This is a genomic window from Roseovarius sp. MMSF_3350, assembly GCF_030733425.1.
In the GTDB taxonomy this organism is placed as follows: Bacteria; Pseudomonadota; Alphaproteobacteria; order Rhodobacterales; family Rhodobacteraceae; genus Roseovarius.
Window position 1 is genome coordinate 44,587 of the sequence record NZ_JASHIZ010000017.1, and the last position, 16,707, is coordinate 61,293.

The window sequence follows — 16,707 nt, forward strand, 5'->3', positions numbered from 1 at the left end:
GGTCTCCCGGGGCGCCGTCGGCGTTTCGGGCCACCCCCTGCGCAAACTGTCGCACCCCCGCCCCGGCAGTCATCCGGTCACGCCCCCCGCACGTATCCCGTGCAGAGAGGATGATATGAGAAAGCTACCCAACGACACCACGCTCCTGATCGTCGAGAATGACGATGTCTTCCGCGAGCAATTGTCCAAGGTCATGGCCAGCCGCGGTTTCGACCCGATCCCGGTCGCCACCCTGGCCGAGGCCGCCGCCGCGATCGAGGCTCGCCCCCCGGCCTTCGCCATCATCGACCTGCATCTCGGCGAGGGCTCCGGACTTGAGGTGATCGAGATGCTCAAGAAGCAGCGCAAGTCGGCCCGCGCCCTCGTGCTGACCGGCTACGGCAACACCCCCACCGCCGTCGCAGCGGTCAAGCTTGGCGCGATCGACTACCTCGCCAAGCCCGCCGACGGGGACGAGATCGTCGACGCCTTGCTGGCCGCCGAAGGGGTCCAGCCTCCCGCGCCCGAAAATCCCATTTCGCCGGAAGAGGCCAAGCGCGTGCATATCGAACGCTTTCTGGAACGCACCGACGGCAACATCACCAAGACGGCGCAATTGCTCAACATGCACCGTCGCACGCTTCAGCGGATCCTCAAGCGAGAACCCGAACTGGGCAAGGACCCGGGCTGACATGCCCAAACCGCCGGACAAGCTGACGGTGTACTACGACGGGTCCTGCCCGCTCTGCCGTGCCGAAATCGGCTTTTACCGCAAACGCGACCGGGCGGACCGCATCGACTTCACCGACATCTCGCGCTGCGGCGATGCCCCGGCACCCGATCTCGACCGCAAGGCGGCGATGGGCCGGTTCCACACCCGCCGCCCCGACGGGACGCTGGTGTCCGGCGCCGCTGGCTTTTTCGAGGTCTGGAAGCGCCTGCCCGGCTGGCACCACCTCGCCAAACTCTCGCGCATCCCCGGCGTCGTGCCGGTGGCCGAACTGGCCTATAGCGCCTTCCTGCGCCTGCGTCCGGCGCTTGTCCGTTACCTTGGCCCACGGCTGAAGAACCGCGCCGAGGGGACGCGATGAACGACCAGAACCCGCCCGACCGCAAACGTGCCGCCCGCGTGCCCACCGGGCGCTTTTCGCGCATGGCACGGACCGGCGGCATGGCGACGGCGCTGGCCGGCAATGTCGTCACAAACGGCGGATGGGAACTGCTGCGCGGGCGCAGACCCCGACTGCAGGACCTGCTGATGACGCCCTCCAACGTCACCCGCGTCGCCGATCATCTGGCAAACATGCGCGGCGCGGCGATGAAGGCGGGCCAGCTTCTGTCGATGGAAACCGCCGACATGCTCCCGCCCGAGCTTGCCGACATCCTCGCCCGCCTGCGCGCCGACGCCCAGTTCATGCCGCCCGCGCAGCTGAAGAAAGTGCTGGCCGCCAATTGGGGCCGCGATTTCCTGCGCCATTTCAAACACTTCGACGTGCACCCGATTGCCGCTGCGTCCATCGGACAGGTCCACCGGGCGCAGACCCGCGATGGCCGCGACCTTGCGATCAAGGTGCAATATCCCGGCATCCGCGACAGCATCGACAGCGACATGCGCAACCTCGGCCTGCTCCTGCGCCGCTCCGGCATGATGCCCGCCAGTTTCGACACGGACGGCCTGCTGACCGATGCCGCCGCGCAGCTGCACGAGGAAACCGACTACGCGCGCGAGGCCGCAGCCCTGAACCGCTTTCGCGCGCATCTCGCGGATGACCCCGATTTCGTCCTGCCTGTTGTCCATGACGACCTCAGCACATGCGACATCCTGGCCATGGGCTATGTCGACGGTCGCAGCATCGAATCAACTGTCGGGATGGATCAGCCTACCCGCGACCGCATCGCCACAGCGCTCATCACGCTCACCCTGCGCGAGCTCTTCGAACTGCGCGACATGCAGACCGATCCCAACTTCGCCAACTACCGCTATCAGCCCGACACGGGCCAGATCGTCCTGCTCGATTTCGGCGCCACGCTGGAATTCGCCCCGGACCGAGTGGACACTTACCGCGCCCTTTTCAACGCCGCGCTGAGCGGTGACGATGCCGCGGCCTGGGACGCGATGATCGCCATCGGCCTCGTCGATTCGGACACGTCCGATACCGACCGCGCGCATATCCTGCGCCTTTTCGGAATTGCCGCCGAACCGCTGCGTCAGGGCGGCACGCTCGATTTCGCCACCTGCGGCCTCTTGGCCCGCCTGCGCCACGAGGGGCTGCTTCTGGCCGACGAACAGGTCGACATCCACGCGCCGCCCACCGACACGCTTTTGCTGCAACGCAAGGTGCTGGGCTGCTACCTTCTTGCCGAACGTCTGGGTGCAAAGGTCGATCTCGACCCAATTCTTGCGCGCTTCGCCTAATCCTTGCCCCGCGCCCGCTTGCACCGCTCCGAACAATAGCGGACCTCGTCCCAGACCTTTTCCCACTTCTTGCGCCACGCGAAGGGCCGGCCGCACGCCGCGCAGACCTTCGTCGGCAGATCCGATTTTCGACGCGTTTTCATGGCGTTCGCCTGACGTTTCCCGATCCTTGGCATCGCACTCAAATAGCACGGAACAGGGCACGATCACGCCCCAACGCGCACGTCATGGCCGTTTCACCTTCCGTTTTTCAAGTGACGTGAAGGCATCTTGCCATTCGTTTGCTTGCAGCGCCGGAACACTCGGTTATCATCCCCCGATCAGCCCGAGGATCAACCCGGGCGATATCCAGGGAGATATTCATGAAAACCAAGACAGTCCTTGCCGCCGCTCTGCTCGCCACCACGGCGATGACCGGTGCCTCGGCCGAAACGCTGCGATGGGCCCGCGCGGGCGACTCGCTCACGCTCGACCCCCACGCCCAGAACGAGGGGCCGACGCACACCCTCTCGCACCAGATCTACGAGCCGCTGATCATCCGCGACCACTCGGGCGAGTTTCAGGCCGCTCTGGCGACCGACTGGGCGCCCAAGGAAGGCGACCCGAACGTGTGGGTGTTCAACCTGCGCGAGGGCGTGACCTACCACGACGGCGCCGACTTCACCGCCGAGGACGTGGTCTTCTCGATCAACCGCGCCAAGTCGGAAACGTCGGCGATGAAGGAACTGCTGACCTCGATCACCGAGGTCCGCGCCGTTGACGACCACACCGTGGAATTCGTCACCGACGGTCCCAACCCGATCCTTCCGGCCAACCTCACCAACCTCTTCATGATGGACAAGGGCTGGGCCGAGGAAAACGACGCCGTCGCCGTGCAGGACGTGGCAGGCGGGGAAACCACCTTTGCCTCCTCCAACACCAACGGCACCGGCCCCTTTACCCTCGTCAGCCGTGAACCGGACGTGAAAACCGTGCTGGAAGCGAACGAGAACTACTGGGGCAAGGACGAGTTCGCGCTCGACGTGACCGAAATCGTCTACACCCCGATCCAGAACGCCGCCACCCGCGTGGCCGCGCTCTTGTCGGGCGAGGTCGATTTCATCCAGGACGTGCCCGTGCAGGATCTGGGCCGCGTCGGCGACACCGAAGGCCTTGTCGTCAAGACCGCGCCGCAGAACCGCGTGATCTTCTTCGGCATGAACATGGGCGCCGATGATATCGAAAACGACGACGTCGATGGCGCCAACCCGCTGGCCGACGCCAAGGTGCGCAAGGCCATGTCCATGGCCATCAACCGCGACGCCATCAAACAGGTCGTCATGCGCGACCAGTCCCAGCCCGCGGGCATGATCGCCCCGCCCTTCGTCAATGGCTGGAACGAGGAAATGGACAGCAGCGCCACCACCGACATCGAAGGCGCCAAGGCCCTGATGGAAGAGGCCGGCTATGGCGACGGCTTCAGCATCCAGCTCGACTGCCCGAACGACCGCTACGTCAACGACGAGGCGATCTGCCAGGCCGCCGTCGGAATGCTGGCGCAGATCGGCGTCACCGTGAACCTCGATGCCAAGCCCAAGGCACAGCACTTCCCGCTCATCGAAAACGGCGAGACGGACTTCTACATGCTGGGCTGGGGCGTTCCGACCTACGATTCGGAATACATCTTCAACTTCCTCGTCCACACCCGTGGCGGCGAACGCGGCAGCTGGAACGGCACGGGCTATTCCAACTCCGATATCGACGCCAAGATCGTCAGCCTCGCCTCCGAGACCGATCTCGAGGCACGCAACGCCACGATCAACGAGATCTGGCAGGTGGTTCAGGACGAACAGCTCTACATCCCGATCCACCACCAGGTGCTGAACTGGGGCATGACCGACGCGGTCGGCACCGAGGTCAGCCCCGAGGACGATCCCAAGTTCAAGTTCTTCGAGATGAACTAAGCCAATCGCGGGCGGCCTCCCGGGGCCGCCCGCCCCCCCCCCCCGCCGTCACAGCCAGCAAAACAACCGCGCGTGACGACCGCTTCGGGGACGAAACATGCTAGCTTACATCATCCGGCGCGTGGCCCAGTCCGTGCTCGTGCTTCTCGTGGTGGGCCTCGTGGCCTTTGCCATGTTCCGCTTTGTCGGCGATCCCGTCGACAACATGCTCGGCCAGGAACGCACCATCGCCGACATCGAACGCCTGCGCTCCGAACTCGGCCTCGACCAGAATTTCGTCGTTCAGTACTACAAGTTTCTGACCAACGCCGTGCAGGGCAATTTCGGCCTCAGCTACCGGCAGGGGCGGCCCGTGGCCGACATCCTGATCGAACGCCTGCCCGCCACGCTTGAACTCGCCTTCGTGTCCGGCCTGCTGGCGCTGGTCGGCGGCATCGCACTCGGAATCTACACTGCAATCCGAAGGCGGGGGATATCGGCCAACGTAATCATGACCGCCTCGCTCATCGGGGTGTCACTCCCGACATTCCTGATCGGCATCCTGCTGATCTACGTCTTTTCTGTCGAGCTCGGCTGGCTCCCCAGCTTCGGCCGGGGGCAGGTGACCTGGGTCAACGGCTGGTCCACCGGCTTTCTCACCAAGTCCGGCCTTCAGGCACTCATCCTGCCCGCCATCACGCTGGGCCTCTACCAGATGACCCTGATCATGCGGCTCGTGCGCACCGAAATGCTCGAGGTGCTGCGCATGGACTACATCCGTTTCGCCCGCGCCCGCGGCATTCGCGAACGCGCGATCAACTTCCGCCACGCGCTGAAGAACACGCTGGTGCCCGTCATCACCATCACCGGGCTTCAGCTGGGCTCAATCATCGCCTTCGCCATCATCACCGAAACCGTGTTCCAGTGGCCCGGCGTCGGCCTGCTCTTCATCAACGCGATCCAGTTCGTCGATATCCCCGTCATGGCCGCCTACCTGATGATGATCTCCGTCATGTTCGTGGGCATCAACCTCATTGTCGACATGCTCTATTTCGCCATAGACCCGCGCCTGCGCGTGGACCGTAGCGCTGCAGGAGGCCACTGATGACCGATACCCCCATCACACCCCCGGCGCCGAAAGTCCGCGACAGCCGCTTCCGCCGCATCTGGGAAAGCGACTTCATCTGGTCCTTCCGGCACGCTCCGGTGGCCGTCGCCTCCTTTGCGGTCGTGCTGATCCTGATCCTTTCGGCCATCTTCGCGCCGCTCATCGCGCCTTTCGACCCGTTCAACCCCGCGTCCCTGAACCTGATGAACGGCTTCACCCCTCCGGGCGAGCCCAACGCCTTTACCGGCGACACCTTCTTTCTGGGCACCGACGACCAGGGCCGCGACGTGTTTTCCACCATCCTCTACGGCATGCGGATCTCGCTTTTCGTGGGCTTCGCGGCGGTGTTCCTCGCCATGCTGATCGGCGTCACGCTTGGACTTCTCGCCGGCTATGTCGGCGGCTGGACCGAGACGATAATCATGCGCATCGCCGATGTGCAGCTGACCTTCCCGGCCATCCTCGTGGCCATGCTGATCTTCGGCATCGCCAAGGGCATCACGCCCCCCGCCTACCGCGACCAGATGGCGATCTGGGTACTGATCCTCGCCATCGGCCTTTCCGACTGGGTGCAGTTCGCCCGCGTCGTGCGCGGCACGACGCTGGTGGAAAAGAACAAGGAATACGTCCAGGCCGCCCGCCTCATCGGACGCTCGCCCTTCGTCATCATGCTCAAGCACATCCTGCCAAACGTGCTGAACCCGGTGCTGGTCATCGCCACGATTTCGCTGGCGCTGGCCATCATCGCCGAGGCCACGCTCAGCTTCCTCGGCGTCGGCGCGCCCCCTACGAAACCCTCGCTCGGCACGCTCATCCGCATCGGGCAGGAGTTCATGTTCTCCGGCGAATGGTGGATCCTGCTCTTCCCCGCCGGCACCCTGCTGGCGCTGGCGCTGTCGATCAACCTTCTGGGCGACTGGCTGCGTGATGCACTGAACCCGAGGCTCAGATGACGGTCTCGCCGCCGCATATCCATGGCCGCCCCCCGCGGTCACTCCGCCTCGTCGTCGGCCTCGTCGATGCACCAACGGTCGCCCACTGCGACCCATGCGATGTCGCCTTCGGTGGCGTGCACCGTCACCGTGCCTGCCTCCGTCGACAATATGCTTGCACCGATTGTCGTCAGGAACAGCGCAAACGCTTCGCTGGTCAAACACATGACACACCTCCTTCGGGCCCGCGCCTCGTCGGCGCTTTCAGCGCCTTCCGCCATCATGCAACGGCGCGCACGTCCCACTGGTTAAGATACAGTGCGCCGCCCGAATGTCCCGAAAAGCCGGGGCAACACTCCGTGAAGCCTGCGAAAGGTCGCCCCGCATGACCGACACCCCCACCCTCTCCGTCCGCGATCTGACCGTGGAAATCCCCACCCGCCACGGCATCCTGCGCCCCGTCGATCATGTCAGCTACGACATCCGCGCCGGCGAGATCCTGGGCGTCGTGGGCGAATCCGGCGCGGGCAAATCCATGACCGGCAACGCCGTGATCGGCCTGCTGGACCCGCCCGCCCGCATCACCGGCGGCGAGGTCCTGTTGAAGGGCGAGCCGATCCACGACATCCCCCGCGCCAGGCTGCGCCGCCTGCGGGGCAAGCATATGGGCATGATCTTCCAGGACCCGCTGACGTCGCTGAACCCGCTGCTGACCATCGGCGACCAGCTGACCGAAACCATTACCGAACACCTGAACGTGGGCCAGGACGAGGCCCGCAAACGCGCCATCGCGGCGCTGGACGAGGTCGGCATCCCCGCCGCCTCCGCCCGCATCGGCAGCTACCCGCACGAGTTTTCCGGCGGCATGCGCCAGCGCGTCGTCATCGCCCTCGCTCTCTGCGCCGAACCGGAACTGGTCATCGCCGACGAGCCCACCACCGCCCTCGACGTCTCCGTCCAGGCCCAGATCGTGGCGCTTCTGAAACGCCTCTGCCGCGAACGCGGCGTCGCCGTCATGCTGGTCACCCACGACATGGGCGTGATCGCCGAGGCCGCCGACCGCGTCGCCGTCATGTATGCCGGCCGCCTGGCCGAACTTGGCCCGGTGCGCGAGGTCATCACCAACGCGCACCACCCCTATACCGCGGGCCTCATGGCCTCCACGCCGCTCGCCAGCGTGGGCCAGAAGCGCCTGAAACAGATCCCCGGCGCGATGCCGCGCCTGGGCGCCCTGCCCGACGGCTGCGCCTTTCATCCCCGCTGCGAATACGCGCAGGACAAATGCCGCCGCGATCCGGGCCCCAGCCTTCAGGCCTGCGATGGCCGCGCCGCCTGCTGGTTCCCCCTCGGCACCACGCAAAAGGAGGACACCGTCGCATGAGCGCCCTGATCTCCATCCGCAACCTCACCCGCCGCTTCGACGTCTCGAAACCCTGGCTCAACCGCGTGATCGAGCGGCTGAACAAGGCGTATCTGACGGCCGTGTCCGACGTCTCCTTCGATATCGAGGAAAACAGCGTCTATGCGCTGGTGGGCGAAAGCGGCTCTGGCAAGTCCACCATCGGCAAGATCGTCGTCGGCCTCACGCCCCCCTCCGAGGGCAGCGTAAAGATCAACGGCACCGATCTGGCGACCGAAACCGACGCCGCCAAGATCGAGGCCGTCCGCGACGAGATCCAGATGATCTTTCAGGATCCCTACGCCTCGCTCAACCCGCGCTGGCGGGTACGCGACATCATCGCCGAACCCGTCGCGGCCAAGGGCGGCGAGACATCCGGCCTTGCCGAACGCCTGCTGGAACAGGTGGGGCTTTCGGCGGCGGACGCCTCCAAGTACCCGCACGAGTTCTCCGGTGGTCAGCGCCAGAGGATCTGCATCGCCCGCGCGCTCGCCTCCGAACCCAAGATCATCGTCTGCGACGAACCCACCTCGGCGCTTGATGTCTCGGTTCAAAGCCAGGTCCTCAACCTCATGTCCGACCTGCGCGAGGAATTCGGCCTTACCTATCTCTTCATCAGCCACGACCTGACCGTCGTGCGCCACATGGCCGACCGCATCGGCGTACTCTATCTCGGCCGCCTGGTCGAGGAAGCCCCCCGCGAGGCGCTCTTCACCGACCCCAAGCATCCCTATACGCAGATGCTCTTCGATGCGGCCCCCCGCATGGATGCCTTCGGGCGCGAGGTCGATCCCCCCAAGGGCGAGATTCCCGACGCGATCAACCCGCCATCGGGCTGCGCCTTCCACCCGCGCTGCCCCATCGCCATCGACAGATGCAGCAAGGAACGCCCCGAAATGCGCCTTCTGGGCCAGACCCGCGTCGCCTGCCACCGGGCGGAATAAGAGACCCGAAGGCCGAGGCGCCCCCTCCGCCCCGCGCGCCAGACCTTGTTTTCAAGGCAGGACATTTTGCGCCATTACCGCATATTGGAAATATCACTTTACCAATTTGCCGGTTTGCCATTACGCTCGGAAGCGTCGGAAACCTGAAAATACAGGACCGGCACGAATGGGAGGAAACACATGACCAACAAATTGACCACGCGGCGCAACGCGCTGCGCACGATTGCCGGTGCGGGTGCCGCCACCCTGGCCGCGCCCCATGTCGCAGGCGCTCAGGCCAACGGCACCACCTGGAAAATCCAGACAAGCTGGCCCGGCGGCGCCGGACTTCAGATCTTCCGCGACTGGTGCGGCACCATCGCCGAGAAAACCGGCGGCGAACTGACGTTCCAGCCCTTCGGCGCCAATGACGTCGTGGGCGACTTCCAGCTTTACGACGCGGTGAAGAACGGCGTGCTCGAGGCTGTGAACCCCTTCACCATCTACGCCCAGGGCATCATTCCGGCGGCGACGTTCCTGACGTCCATCCCGCTCGGCATGCGCAACCCGCATGAATTCGACGTGTTCTACTACGGCCTCGGCGGCATCGACATCGCGCGCGAGCTCTACGCCGCACAGGGCCTGCATTTCGTCGGCCCCGTGCACCACGGCCCGAACATCATCCACTCCAAGGTTCCGATCCGCTCGATCGACGACTTCGCCGGCCGCAAGATGCGCCTGCCCGGCGGCATGGTCGCCGAGATCTTCAACGAGATCGGCGCCGAAACCACGGTTCTGCCCGGCTCGGAAATCTTCCCGGCGCTGGAGAAAGGCACCATCGACGTGGCCGACTACGTGGGCCCCGCCGTGAACTACGCCCTCGGCTTCAGCCAGGTCACCGATTACATCGTCATGGGCCCTCCGGGCTTCATGTCGCTCTATCAGCCGGTCGACACCATGGACATCACCGTGGGCATGGACGCGTGGGAGGCCCTCTCGCCCGAGATGAAGCAATTCGTCGAGATGGAAACCCATGTCTATTCCGACATGCACCACGCCGCGATCCAGGCCGCCGACCAGGAAGCCTGGGAAAAGTTCGAGGCCGACGGCACCGAGGTCACCCGCCTGTCACAAGACGACGTGGCCCTGATGACAGAGGTCGCCGTGCCGATCTGGTTCGACTACGCCAACCGCGACCCGCAGGCCGCCCGTGTCTTCAAGATTCAGCTTGATTACATGCAGTCCGGCTCGCTGGGCTATGTCGACCCGGCACTGACCGAGGGACTCGAGCTCAAGCTCTGATCCCCGACCGATCCGCCGCCCGGGGGCCACGTGCCCGCGGGCGGCATTTTTCAACGCTTTCAACGAGTGAGGACCGTAATGCCGGGGCTCAGCTTCACGCTGCCGCATTGGCTGTACTGGGTAGGACTGATAATCTTCCCCATCATCGCGATGATCCTGTCGCGCCGACCACAGCCCGAAGAGAAACGCTACACCCTGCCACTGGCCTACATGATCGCCGTCACCGGCGGCATCCTCGGCCTGCACCGCTTTTATCTCAAGAGCTTGTGGGGCCTGGTCTTCATCCCGATCTTCCTGTTCATCCTCTACGCCAACGCGCAGACCCAGGACGCCCGCACCATCCTGTCGGGCTTCGACAACGAGCTGCGCGTGGCCCAGAGGGTGATCGACCGCGAACAGGGCCGCGTCGAAGAGGCCCGTGCCGACCTGCCCGACCTTCAGGCCGCCTATGACGAGGCCGAGGAAGGCAGCTTCACCCAGCGCGCCGCCGAACGCCGCCTGGACCGGGCGAAGGAGACGCTAGACAGCGGCGCGGCCCGGCTTGAGGAGGCCCAGGCCTCGCTGGAAGAGATCCGCCCGCAACAGGTCGAGGCGTTCCGCGCCCGCGCCTGGTGGGACAACGCCGCAGGCTACGCCTTCTACGCCATCCTCGCCCTTCTGGCCATCGACCTGCTGCTGATGCCCATGCTGGTGCGCCGCGCGAACCGGCAGATCCCGCCCGAGGAAGTGTCCGAGACCGAAAAGGCCCTCGCCGCCCACGAGCAGGAGGAAGGCCCCAAACACGACAGCGACTATGCCGAGAACTGGATAGACCGCCTCTCGCTCTTCTGCGGCGAGTTCGTGGCCTACTGGGCCGTGATCGCCGTCTTCGTCTACTATTACGAGGTTCTGGCGCGCTATGTCTTCGGCTCGCCCACCAACTGGGCGCACGAGGCGATGTACCTGATGTTCGGGATGCAGTACCTTATCGCCGGGGCCTACGCGATGCTGACCGAAACCCACGTCCGCGTGGACATCTTCTATGCCCCGATGCGGAAAAAGAACAAGGCATGGGTCGACCTGCTGACCTCGATCTTCTTCTTCATCTTCGCCGGCACGCTGCTGGTCACCTCCTGGATCTTCGCCATGGACGCCATCGCGGTGCCGTCGGGCAACGCCGTCATCTCCGACTGGGCGCGCGGCCAGATCACCTTCGGCGAGATGGTCTCGGGCTTCGGCCTCGACCAGTGGACCAATCCCAACATCCGCTGGGGCGAGATCAGCTTCAACGAATGGGAAGTGCCGCTCTGGCCGATGAAATGGGTCATGGTCATGGGCGGGCTGCTGCTCGTCCTGCAAGGCATCTCGAAACTGTCGAAAGACATCCGTGAAATCGCACGGGGGAACTGAGGCACATGGGTATTGAAATCGACATCGCGTGGCTCACGCTCATCATGTTCGGCAGCCTTCTGGCGCTGCTGATGGCGGGCCTGCCACTGGCCTTCGTCACCGGCGGCCTGGCCTGCGTTTTCCTGTTCATCCTCGGCGATGAACGCGCGCTCAACATCGTGCCCAGCCGAATCTTCCCGCTGATGACCAACTATCAGCTCTCGGCGATCCCGCTTTTCATCTTCATGGCCGCGATGCTGGAAAGGGCGGGCATCATCAACGACATGTTCGACGTGATCTACAAGGTCATGGGCGGGCTCAAGGGCGGGCTGGCCGCGGCCACCATCATCGCCTCGACGATCCTCGCTGCCATGGTCGGCGTGATCGGCGCGGCGGTCGTGACCATGGGCATCATCGCCTTGCCCGCCATGCTGAAACGGCATTACGATCCCAAGATCGCCATGGGCTCGATCATGGCCGGCGGCACGCTGGGCATCCTGATCCCGCCCTCGATTCTCGCCATCATCTACGCCGTGGTGGCCGAGCAATCGGTGGGCGAGCTCTTCATCGGCGCGGTCATTCCCGGCCTGATGCTGTCGGGCATGTATATCGCCTATGTGGTCATGCGCAGCTACATCAACCCGGCCCTCGGCCCCGCCATCCCCGTCGAGGAGCGCGTCTCGAACCGCGAAAAGGTACAACTCATCGGCAAGATGGCCGCCCCCATCACGCTGGTCGCGGTGGTCCTCGGCATCATCTTCTCGGGCGTCGCCACGCCGGTCGAGGCCGCGGGCATCGGCACTTTCGGCGCCTTCATCGTCGCCGCCATCCACCGCAAGCTCGACTGGCCCACCATCCGCGAGGCCTGCACCACCACGCTCAAGGCCTCGGCCATGGTCATCTGGATCATGTTCGGCGCCACGATCTTCGTCGGGCTCTACGTTCTGGAAGGCGGGCAACAATTCGTGCAGGACGCGCTGGCGGCCACCGGCCTCGGCCCTTGGGGCATCCTGATCCTGATGCAGATCCTGCTGGTGATCCTCGGCATGTTCCTCGACTGGGTCGGCATCCTGCTGCTCTGCGTGCCGATCTTCGTGCCGATCATCAAGGCGCTTGGCGCGGCCGCCTTCGGCCTTGACAGCCCCGAGGACCTGGTTCTGTGGTTCGGCGTGCTCTATCTGGTGAACATGCAGATGAGCTTCCTGTCGCCCCCCTTCGGCTACGCGCTCTTCTACCTGCGCGGGGTGGCGCCGCCGGAAATCCCGATGACGGACATCTTCAAATCGGCCCTGCCCTTCCTGTTCCTGCAAATCGTCGGGCTGGTGCTCTGCATGGTATTTCCGCAGATCATCACCTGGCTGCCAAGGCTGATCTACGGCTGATACCGGGCCGAAACTCGCCGGCCTCTCAAACGGCCTCCGCACTGCGGGGGCCGTTTTCGCATCCATGAAACGCCAATTGCCACGCGACGCGCTCAACGAGCGTATCACTCCTTCAAATCTGGAAAAAGTGGTGCCCGGGGGCGGAATCGAACCACCGACACGAGGATTTTCAATCCTCTGCTATGATCTCATAAGCTTGCGACGCCTTGAGAACGCGTGAGGCAATCTGAGTGAGTCTGCGACGGCTAAACAGTTGATATTAAAGATATTGGGTCGTCTCCCAGAAACTCAAAATCCGTCTCGCGACATCTCAACGGGTTTCAACGCGTCTCACTGCAGCGCAGGGATTTTGTCGTCCTGGCGTCGTCCCGAAGCCATCTGCACGATTCTCTGGACGTCGAAGCTTCCGGTGCTGCTTAAAGAGACCGACTTCCCTCCTGATTACAAACTCAGGAGACTTACATGCCATTCGATCGAAACGAACCACAGGGCAACACTGTTCAAAGGAAGAGCCGCAAAGAGCGGCTGACCAACCAGTTTGTCCAGAACCTCAAACCGACCGGCAAGCGCCAAACAATTTCTGATGAAGTCTGTCAGGGCTTGTCTCTGCGCATCGGCGTGTCAGGCACGAAGTCTTGGTCCTACATGGGCCGCGATTGCCACGGCAAGAGCCGCACCGAGACGATCGGTCGGTATCCAGACATATCCTTGAAGGCCGCGCGCCGGCAAGCCGATCAGCTCCGCAAAATTTTCGCATCGTCGGAGTCGCTTGCCAGCCACCTGAAGCCCCCTGCCATCGTAGAAGAGGTCACATTGTATGAACTCCTGATCGAGGCAGAAGACAGGTTCCGCGCAACAAAAAAGATCTGGCAACCCCGCGGTAAAATAAGTGACGCTTCAACAGCACGCCAAGTAATAATGGCAGTGTTTGCCACTGAGCTACACCGCCCCGCTGTTGAATTGAGCGGCGAAAAGGCATCGACACTCATCCGAGCCTACACACCCAAGAGCAAAGCCAAGACAGGAAAAACCACCGCGAACGGTCAAACAGCCAAAGCACTCATCTATCTTCGGACGGTATTCAACTGGGCATCCCACCGGACTCCTCGTTTTCAGAAAATTGGAGCTGGTCGGAGTCCCGCCCTTCCTGTTGCGGATCTTTCGGTCATACAGGATCCTTCAATTGACGATCCTATGATTACAGGAGAAAGAGACCGTGTCCTAACCGTTGGGGAGCTTCGCTCTCTCCTTCAGCATCTGAGGGTGCCAGAAACGACTCCGCCGGAATGGTGGAAGGTAGACCTGCGGCCGATCGCTCAGCGCTTCATGCTGCTCACCTTAGCGAGGAGGGAGGAAGTTGAAGCCGCCCGCCTACGGGATGTGAACTTCGAAGAAAAGTCGTGGACCAAGCGCGTCAAGGGAGGACATCAGGTTACACACCCGCTGTCGGACGCTGCCATCGCCCTGCTCAAAGCGCTCCCCGGATTTGATTGCCGGAAAGATAACGACCTATTATTTCCGAACCAAGAGTTCGGTCGCCTTGGAAACTGGAATCGTTCGAAATTGCAATTGCAGGAAATTTCAAGCGTAGAGGATTGGCACCGTCACGACCTAAGGCGCACAGGAGCGACAATTCTATCACTCTTTGGAGTACCCCCCCAGATCGTCGACACGTTGCTTTCGCATCAGAACCCACTTTCGAAACAGGCGGTCAGTCCGGCTTTGCAGAGCTACGCAAAGCTCGCGAAGGAGATGAAAGGTTTGCCAAATCCACTACGGGATGCGGTCGAAACTCTCGCCGAGGTTATTCGCACAATTGAGGAAGGCAAGTTGGGGTTTGTTTTATCTAACCAAGATCCTTGATAACTACAAGCGACCGCACAAGTTGTCTTTGGCCGCACTCAGGAAGAAAGGTAAAAACCATCACCGACGGCATGGGAACCGTTCTGGCGAAGATGCAAACCCACATTGTCCCGGCGATCTCGGTTCATAGAGGAAAGCAAGAACTGATGGAACTGTAGGCGTGCGCGTATTTCTTCGCGCGCACGTGTGGAAAATCAGCATCTTGGCGCCGCTTTAGGCGCAAATTATTTCGGCTTCCACGCCCATATTTTTTCGCTTCATTGCCGAAGCTCTGCTGCAATCACACGCAGAACCAGAAATCCGATGTAGAAGATGAGATTTGGGGCGTTGTCAACGGAGACTCAAGTTTTCAAAACCCTGTTGAAGCTATTCATGTAGCCTCTCCATCGGCGATAGCACGCAATAAGGGCGGGAAGCCGACTTTCGCCGCGCACGGCGCCGACGGCAGCTTCGCCGGCGCAACTGCCCATGTCTTCAGTTTGTAGATGTCCGCTCAGTTACGACCCTATACTGTTCTGAGCGAACTCGGTTTCCGCGCATGTGCCGAGCTTATCAACAGCGGTTCGTTAGAACGCAGGAATGCCGGCCGGCGACCCTGTTTACCCGCGGGCTGGGGTTAAGCTGCAAGGCCATGCCGACTGGGACGGAAGTCCGACTTGCGTGGCGCCCGGGCCGGAACAGATCGCAAGACGAATGTGTTCGTTCCAAAGGAGGACACGATATGACCCTACGTTTCGAACAGATACTGGCCGACGGGGTCGCTGAATGCTCCTATTTGCTCGGCGACGACGCGACGCACACCTGCGCGGTTGTTGATCCGCGCCCTGACGTGGAGATCTACCTCGAAACCGCCCGGCGTTTCGGCCTCGCCATCACCCATGTCTTCGAGACCCATATCCATGCGGACTTCCTGAGCGGCGCGCGCGAACTGGTGGACCGGCTCGGCGGGCAGGCGAAGCTTTACGTCAGCACCGAGGGCGGGGCCGAATACGGCTTCGAGCATGAGCCCGTGCGCGACGGCGACGAGTTCACCTTCGGCGGCATGCGCATGAAGGCGCGATTCACCCCCGGCCACACTCCGGAGCACGTCTCCTACCTGCTCTTCGATGGCGACATCGAGACGCCGTGGGGCGTGCTGTCTGGCGATGCCTTCTTCGTCGACAGCGTCGGCCGGCCCGACCTGCTGGGCGACAACCAGTCCGAAGAGCTGGCGGAGAAGCTCTTCCACACCGTCCGGGACGTCTTCATGGCGCTGCCGGACGACGTCATCATCTACCCCTGCCACGGGGCGGGGTCGGCCTGCGGACCCGACATCGGCGACCGGATGTCCTCGACCATCGGCTATGAGCGACGCTTCAACAGCTACGCTCGGATCGAGGAGCTGGACGAGTTCAAGGAGGCGATCCTGGGGGACGCCCCGCCGGTGCCGACCCATTATCCGCGCATGAAGAAGGTGAACGCCAAGGGCCCGGAGGTGCTGCGCAACCTGCCGCGCATCGAGCCGATGACCGTGGAGCGCTTCGGCAAGGCGACGGAGGGCGGCGCCCAGATTCTCGACGTGCGCGACATGATGGATTTCGGCGCGGGCCACGTGCCGGGAAGCCTGAACATTGGCGCGCGACCGGAGCTTTCGGTCTGGGCGGGCTGGCTCCTCGATCCAGGCAAGCCAATCTATCTCGTCCTGCACGAGGACGGCGAGCTTCCCGACGTGTTGCGCCTGCTCTGGCGCACCGGCTTCACCGACTTCGGGGGCTACCTCGCGGGTGGCATGGCCGCCTGGCGCGAGGCAGGGCTGGAATTTGCCCAGATCCCGCAAATTTCTGTGCATGAGCTGAAGCAGGCGGACGACCTGCAACCCCTCGACGTGCGCAAGCCGGATGAATGGGAGGGCGGGCACATCCCGGGCGCCCGCCATGCCTTCCTCGGAGAACTGCGGGAGGAGATGGACAACCTCGATCGCTCCGCCCCCTACGCCACCTATTGCGCCAGCGGTTTCCGCGCCTCAATTGCCGCCAGCCTGTTGAAGAGAAACGGCTTCGGACAGGTGCGCAACGTGCCGGGCAGTTGGAAGGGTTGGAGCGCCGCCGGCTACAACGTCGAGAAACCGAGCTAA

15 protein-coding genes are annotated in these 16,707 nt (G+C 63.3%); 13 read left to right on the top strand and 2 right to left on the bottom strand.

Annotated elements, in window-relative coordinates; genetic code table 11:
• Positions 1 to 115 precede the first annotated feature (115 nt).
• The 3 genes from RBB31_RS15510 to RBB31_RS15520 are packed head-to-tail and all read left to right on the top strand — an operon-like array spanning position 116 to position 2,395.
• A complete protein-coding gene (locus tag RBB31_RS15510) occupies positions 116 to 670 on the top strand; it encodes a response regulator transcription factor (protein ID WP_306130214.1) in 555 nt (184 codons plus the stop codon).
• Position 671: 1 nt separating this feature from the next.
• Positions 672 to 1,070 carry a thiol-disulfide oxidoreductase DCC family protein gene (locus RBB31_RS15515; RefSeq protein WP_306130215.1) on the top strand — a complete coding sequence of 133 codons (399 nt, stop codon included), beginning with the start codon at positions 672 to 674 and terminating at the stop codon, positions 1,068 to 1,070.
• Entirely contained in the window at positions 1,067 to 2,395 is a 1,329-nt protein-coding gene (locus tag RBB31_RS15520; protein ID WP_306130216.1) for an AarF/ABC1/UbiB kinase family protein, read from the top strand. Before RBB31_RS15515 ends, RBB31_RS15520 begins: the two co-directional genes overlap by 4 nt.
• Here RBB31_RS15520 and RBB31_RS15525 read toward each other — a convergent pair.
• Positions 2,392 to 2,538: a DUF2256 domain-containing protein gene (locus tag RBB31_RS15525; protein ID WP_306130217.1), complete on the bottom strand. Its 147-nt coding sequence runs from the start codon at positions 2,536 to 2,538 to the stop codon at positions 2,392 to 2,394. The genes RBB31_RS15520 and RBB31_RS15525 overlap by 4 nt on opposite strands.
• 219 nt (positions 2,539 to 2,757) lie before the next feature.
• Between RBB31_RS15525 and RBB31_RS15530 the strand changes: the two genes are divergently transcribed.
• The 3 genes from RBB31_RS15530 (at position 2,758) to RBB31_RS15540 (ending at position 6,378) form a co-directional block, all read left to right on the top strand.
• Entirely contained in the window at positions 2,758 to 4,338 is a 1,581-nt protein-coding gene (locus RBB31_RS15530) for an ABC transporter substrate-binding protein (RefSeq protein WP_306130218.1), read from the top strand.
• Between the two features lie 97 nt (positions 4,339 to 4,435).
• Positions 4,436 to 5,422, top strand: coding sequence for an ABC transporter permease (locus RBB31_RS15535; protein ID WP_306130219.1), 987 nt, complete (start codon positions 4,436 to 4,438; stop codon positions 5,420 to 5,422).
• Positions 5,422 to 6,378, top strand: coding sequence for an ABC transporter permease (locus tag RBB31_RS15540; protein ID WP_306130220.1), 957 nt, complete (start codon positions 5,422 to 5,424; stop codon positions 6,376 to 6,378). Before RBB31_RS15535 ends, RBB31_RS15540 begins: the two co-directional genes overlap by 1 nt.
• 38 nt (positions 6,379 to 6,416) lie before the next feature.
• Here RBB31_RS15540 and RBB31_RS15545 read toward each other — a convergent pair whose 3' ends face one another.
• A complete protein-coding gene (locus RBB31_RS15545; protein WP_306130221.1) occupies positions 6,417 to 6,584 on the bottom strand; it encodes a hypothetical protein in 168 nt (55 codons plus the stop codon).
• 158 nt (positions 6,585 to 6,742) lie between these two features.
• Between RBB31_RS15545 and RBB31_RS15550 the strand changes: the two genes are divergently transcribed.
• The 7 genes from RBB31_RS15550 (at position 6,743) to RBB31_RS15580 (ending at position 16,707) form a co-directional block, all read left to right on the top strand.
• Positions 6,743 to 7,738 (top strand): ABC transporter ATP-binding protein, encoded by a 996-nt coding sequence (locus RBB31_RS15550; protein ID WP_306130222.1) that lies wholly within the window; start codon positions 6,743 to 6,745, stop codon positions 7,736 to 7,738.
• A complete protein-coding gene (locus RBB31_RS15555) occupies positions 7,735 to 8,700 on the top strand; it encodes an ABC transporter ATP-binding protein (RefSeq protein WP_306130223.1) in 966 nt (321 codons plus the stop codon). Before RBB31_RS15550 ends, RBB31_RS15555 begins: the two co-directional genes overlap by 4 nt.
• A 180-nt stretch (positions 8,701 to 8,880) precedes the next feature.
• Complete coding sequence (dctP, locus tag RBB31_RS15560; RefSeq protein WP_103762274.1) at positions 8,881 to 9,981, top strand: TRAP transporter substrate-binding protein DctP; 1,101 nt, start codon at positions 8,881 to 8,883, stop codon at positions 9,979 to 9,981.
• A gap of 66 nt (positions 9,982 to 10,047) precedes the next feature.
• Positions 10,048 to 11,370, top strand: coding sequence for a TRAP transporter small permease subunit (locus tag RBB31_RS15565; RefSeq protein ID WP_306130224.1), 1,323 nt, complete (start codon positions 10,048 to 10,050; stop codon positions 11,368 to 11,370).
• A gap of 5 nt (positions 11,371 to 11,375) precedes the next feature.
• Positions 11,376 to 12,731 carry a TRAP transporter large permease subunit gene (locus RBB31_RS15570; RefSeq protein WP_306130225.1) on the top strand — a complete coding sequence of 452 codons (1,356 nt, stop codon included), beginning with the start codon at positions 11,376 to 11,378 and terminating at the stop codon, positions 12,729 to 12,731.
• A 462-nt stretch (positions 12,732 to 13,193) separates the two neighbouring features.
• Positions 13,194 to 14,594 (top strand): integrase family protein, encoded by a 1,401-nt coding sequence (locus tag RBB31_RS15575; protein WP_306130226.1) that lies wholly within the window; start codon positions 13,194 to 13,196, stop codon positions 14,592 to 14,594.
• A 721-nt stretch (positions 14,595 to 15,315) separates the two neighbouring features.
• Positions 15,316 to 16,707, top strand: coding sequence for a rhodanese-like domain-containing protein (locus RBB31_RS15580; RefSeq protein WP_306130227.1), 1,392 nt, complete (start codon positions 15,316 to 15,318; stop codon positions 16,705 to 16,707).

What these genes read in the sequence shown, in the direction of transcription:
- RBB31_RS15510 (WP_306130214.1), top strand. Translation starts at nt 116, where the DNA reads ATGAGAAAGCTACCCAACGACACCACGCTCCTGATCGTCGAGAATGAC.
- RBB31_RS15515 (WP_306130215.1), top strand. Translation starts at nt 672, where the DNA reads ATGCCCAAACCGCCGGACAAGCTGACGGTGTACTACGACGGGTCCTGC.
- RBB31_RS15520 (WP_306130216.1), top strand. Translation starts at nt 1,067, where the DNA reads ATGAACGACCAGAACCCGCCCGACCGCAAACGTGCCGCCCGCGTGCCC.
- RBB31_RS15525 (WP_306130217.1), bottom strand. Translation starts at nt 2,538, where the DNA reads ATGAAAACGCGTCGAAAATCGGATCTGCCGACGAAGGTCTGCGCGGCG.
- RBB31_RS15530 (WP_306130218.1), top strand. Translation starts at nt 2,758, where the DNA reads ATGAAAACCAAGACAGTCCTTGCCGCCGCTCTGCTCGCCACCACGGCG.
- RBB31_RS15535 (WP_306130219.1), top strand. Translation starts at nt 4,436, where the DNA reads ATGCTAGCTTACATCATCCGGCGCGTGGCCCAGTCCGTGCTCGTGCTT.
- RBB31_RS15540 (WP_306130220.1), top strand. Translation starts at nt 5,422, where the DNA reads ATGACCGATACCCCCATCACACCCCCGGCGCCGAAAGTCCGCGACAGC.
- RBB31_RS15545 (WP_306130221.1), bottom strand. Translation starts at nt 6,584, where the DNA reads ATGTGTTTGACCAGCGAAGCGTTTGCGCTGTTCCTGACGACAATCGGT.
- RBB31_RS15550 (WP_306130222.1), top strand. Translation starts at nt 6,743, where the DNA reads ATGACCGACACCCCCACCCTCTCCGTCCGCGATCTGACCGTGGAAATC.
- RBB31_RS15555 (WP_306130223.1), top strand. Translation starts at nt 7,735, where the DNA reads ATGAGCGCCCTGATCTCCATCCGCAACCTCACCCGCCGCTTCGACGTC.
- dctP (WP_103762274.1), top strand. Translation starts at nt 8,881, where the DNA reads ATGACCAACAAATTGACCACGCGGCGCAACGCGCTGCGCACGATTGCC.
- RBB31_RS15570 (WP_306130225.1), top strand. Translation starts at nt 11,376, where the DNA reads ATGGGTATTGAAATCGACATCGCGTGGCTCACGCTCATCATGTTCGGC.
- RBB31_RS15575 (WP_306130226.1), top strand. Translation starts at nt 13,194, where the DNA reads ATGCCATTCGATCGAAACGAACCACAGGGCAACACTGTTCAAAGGAAG.
- RBB31_RS15580 (WP_306130227.1), top strand. Translation starts at nt 15,316, where the DNA reads ATGACCCTACGTTTCGAACAGATACTGGCCGACGGGGTCGCTGAATGC.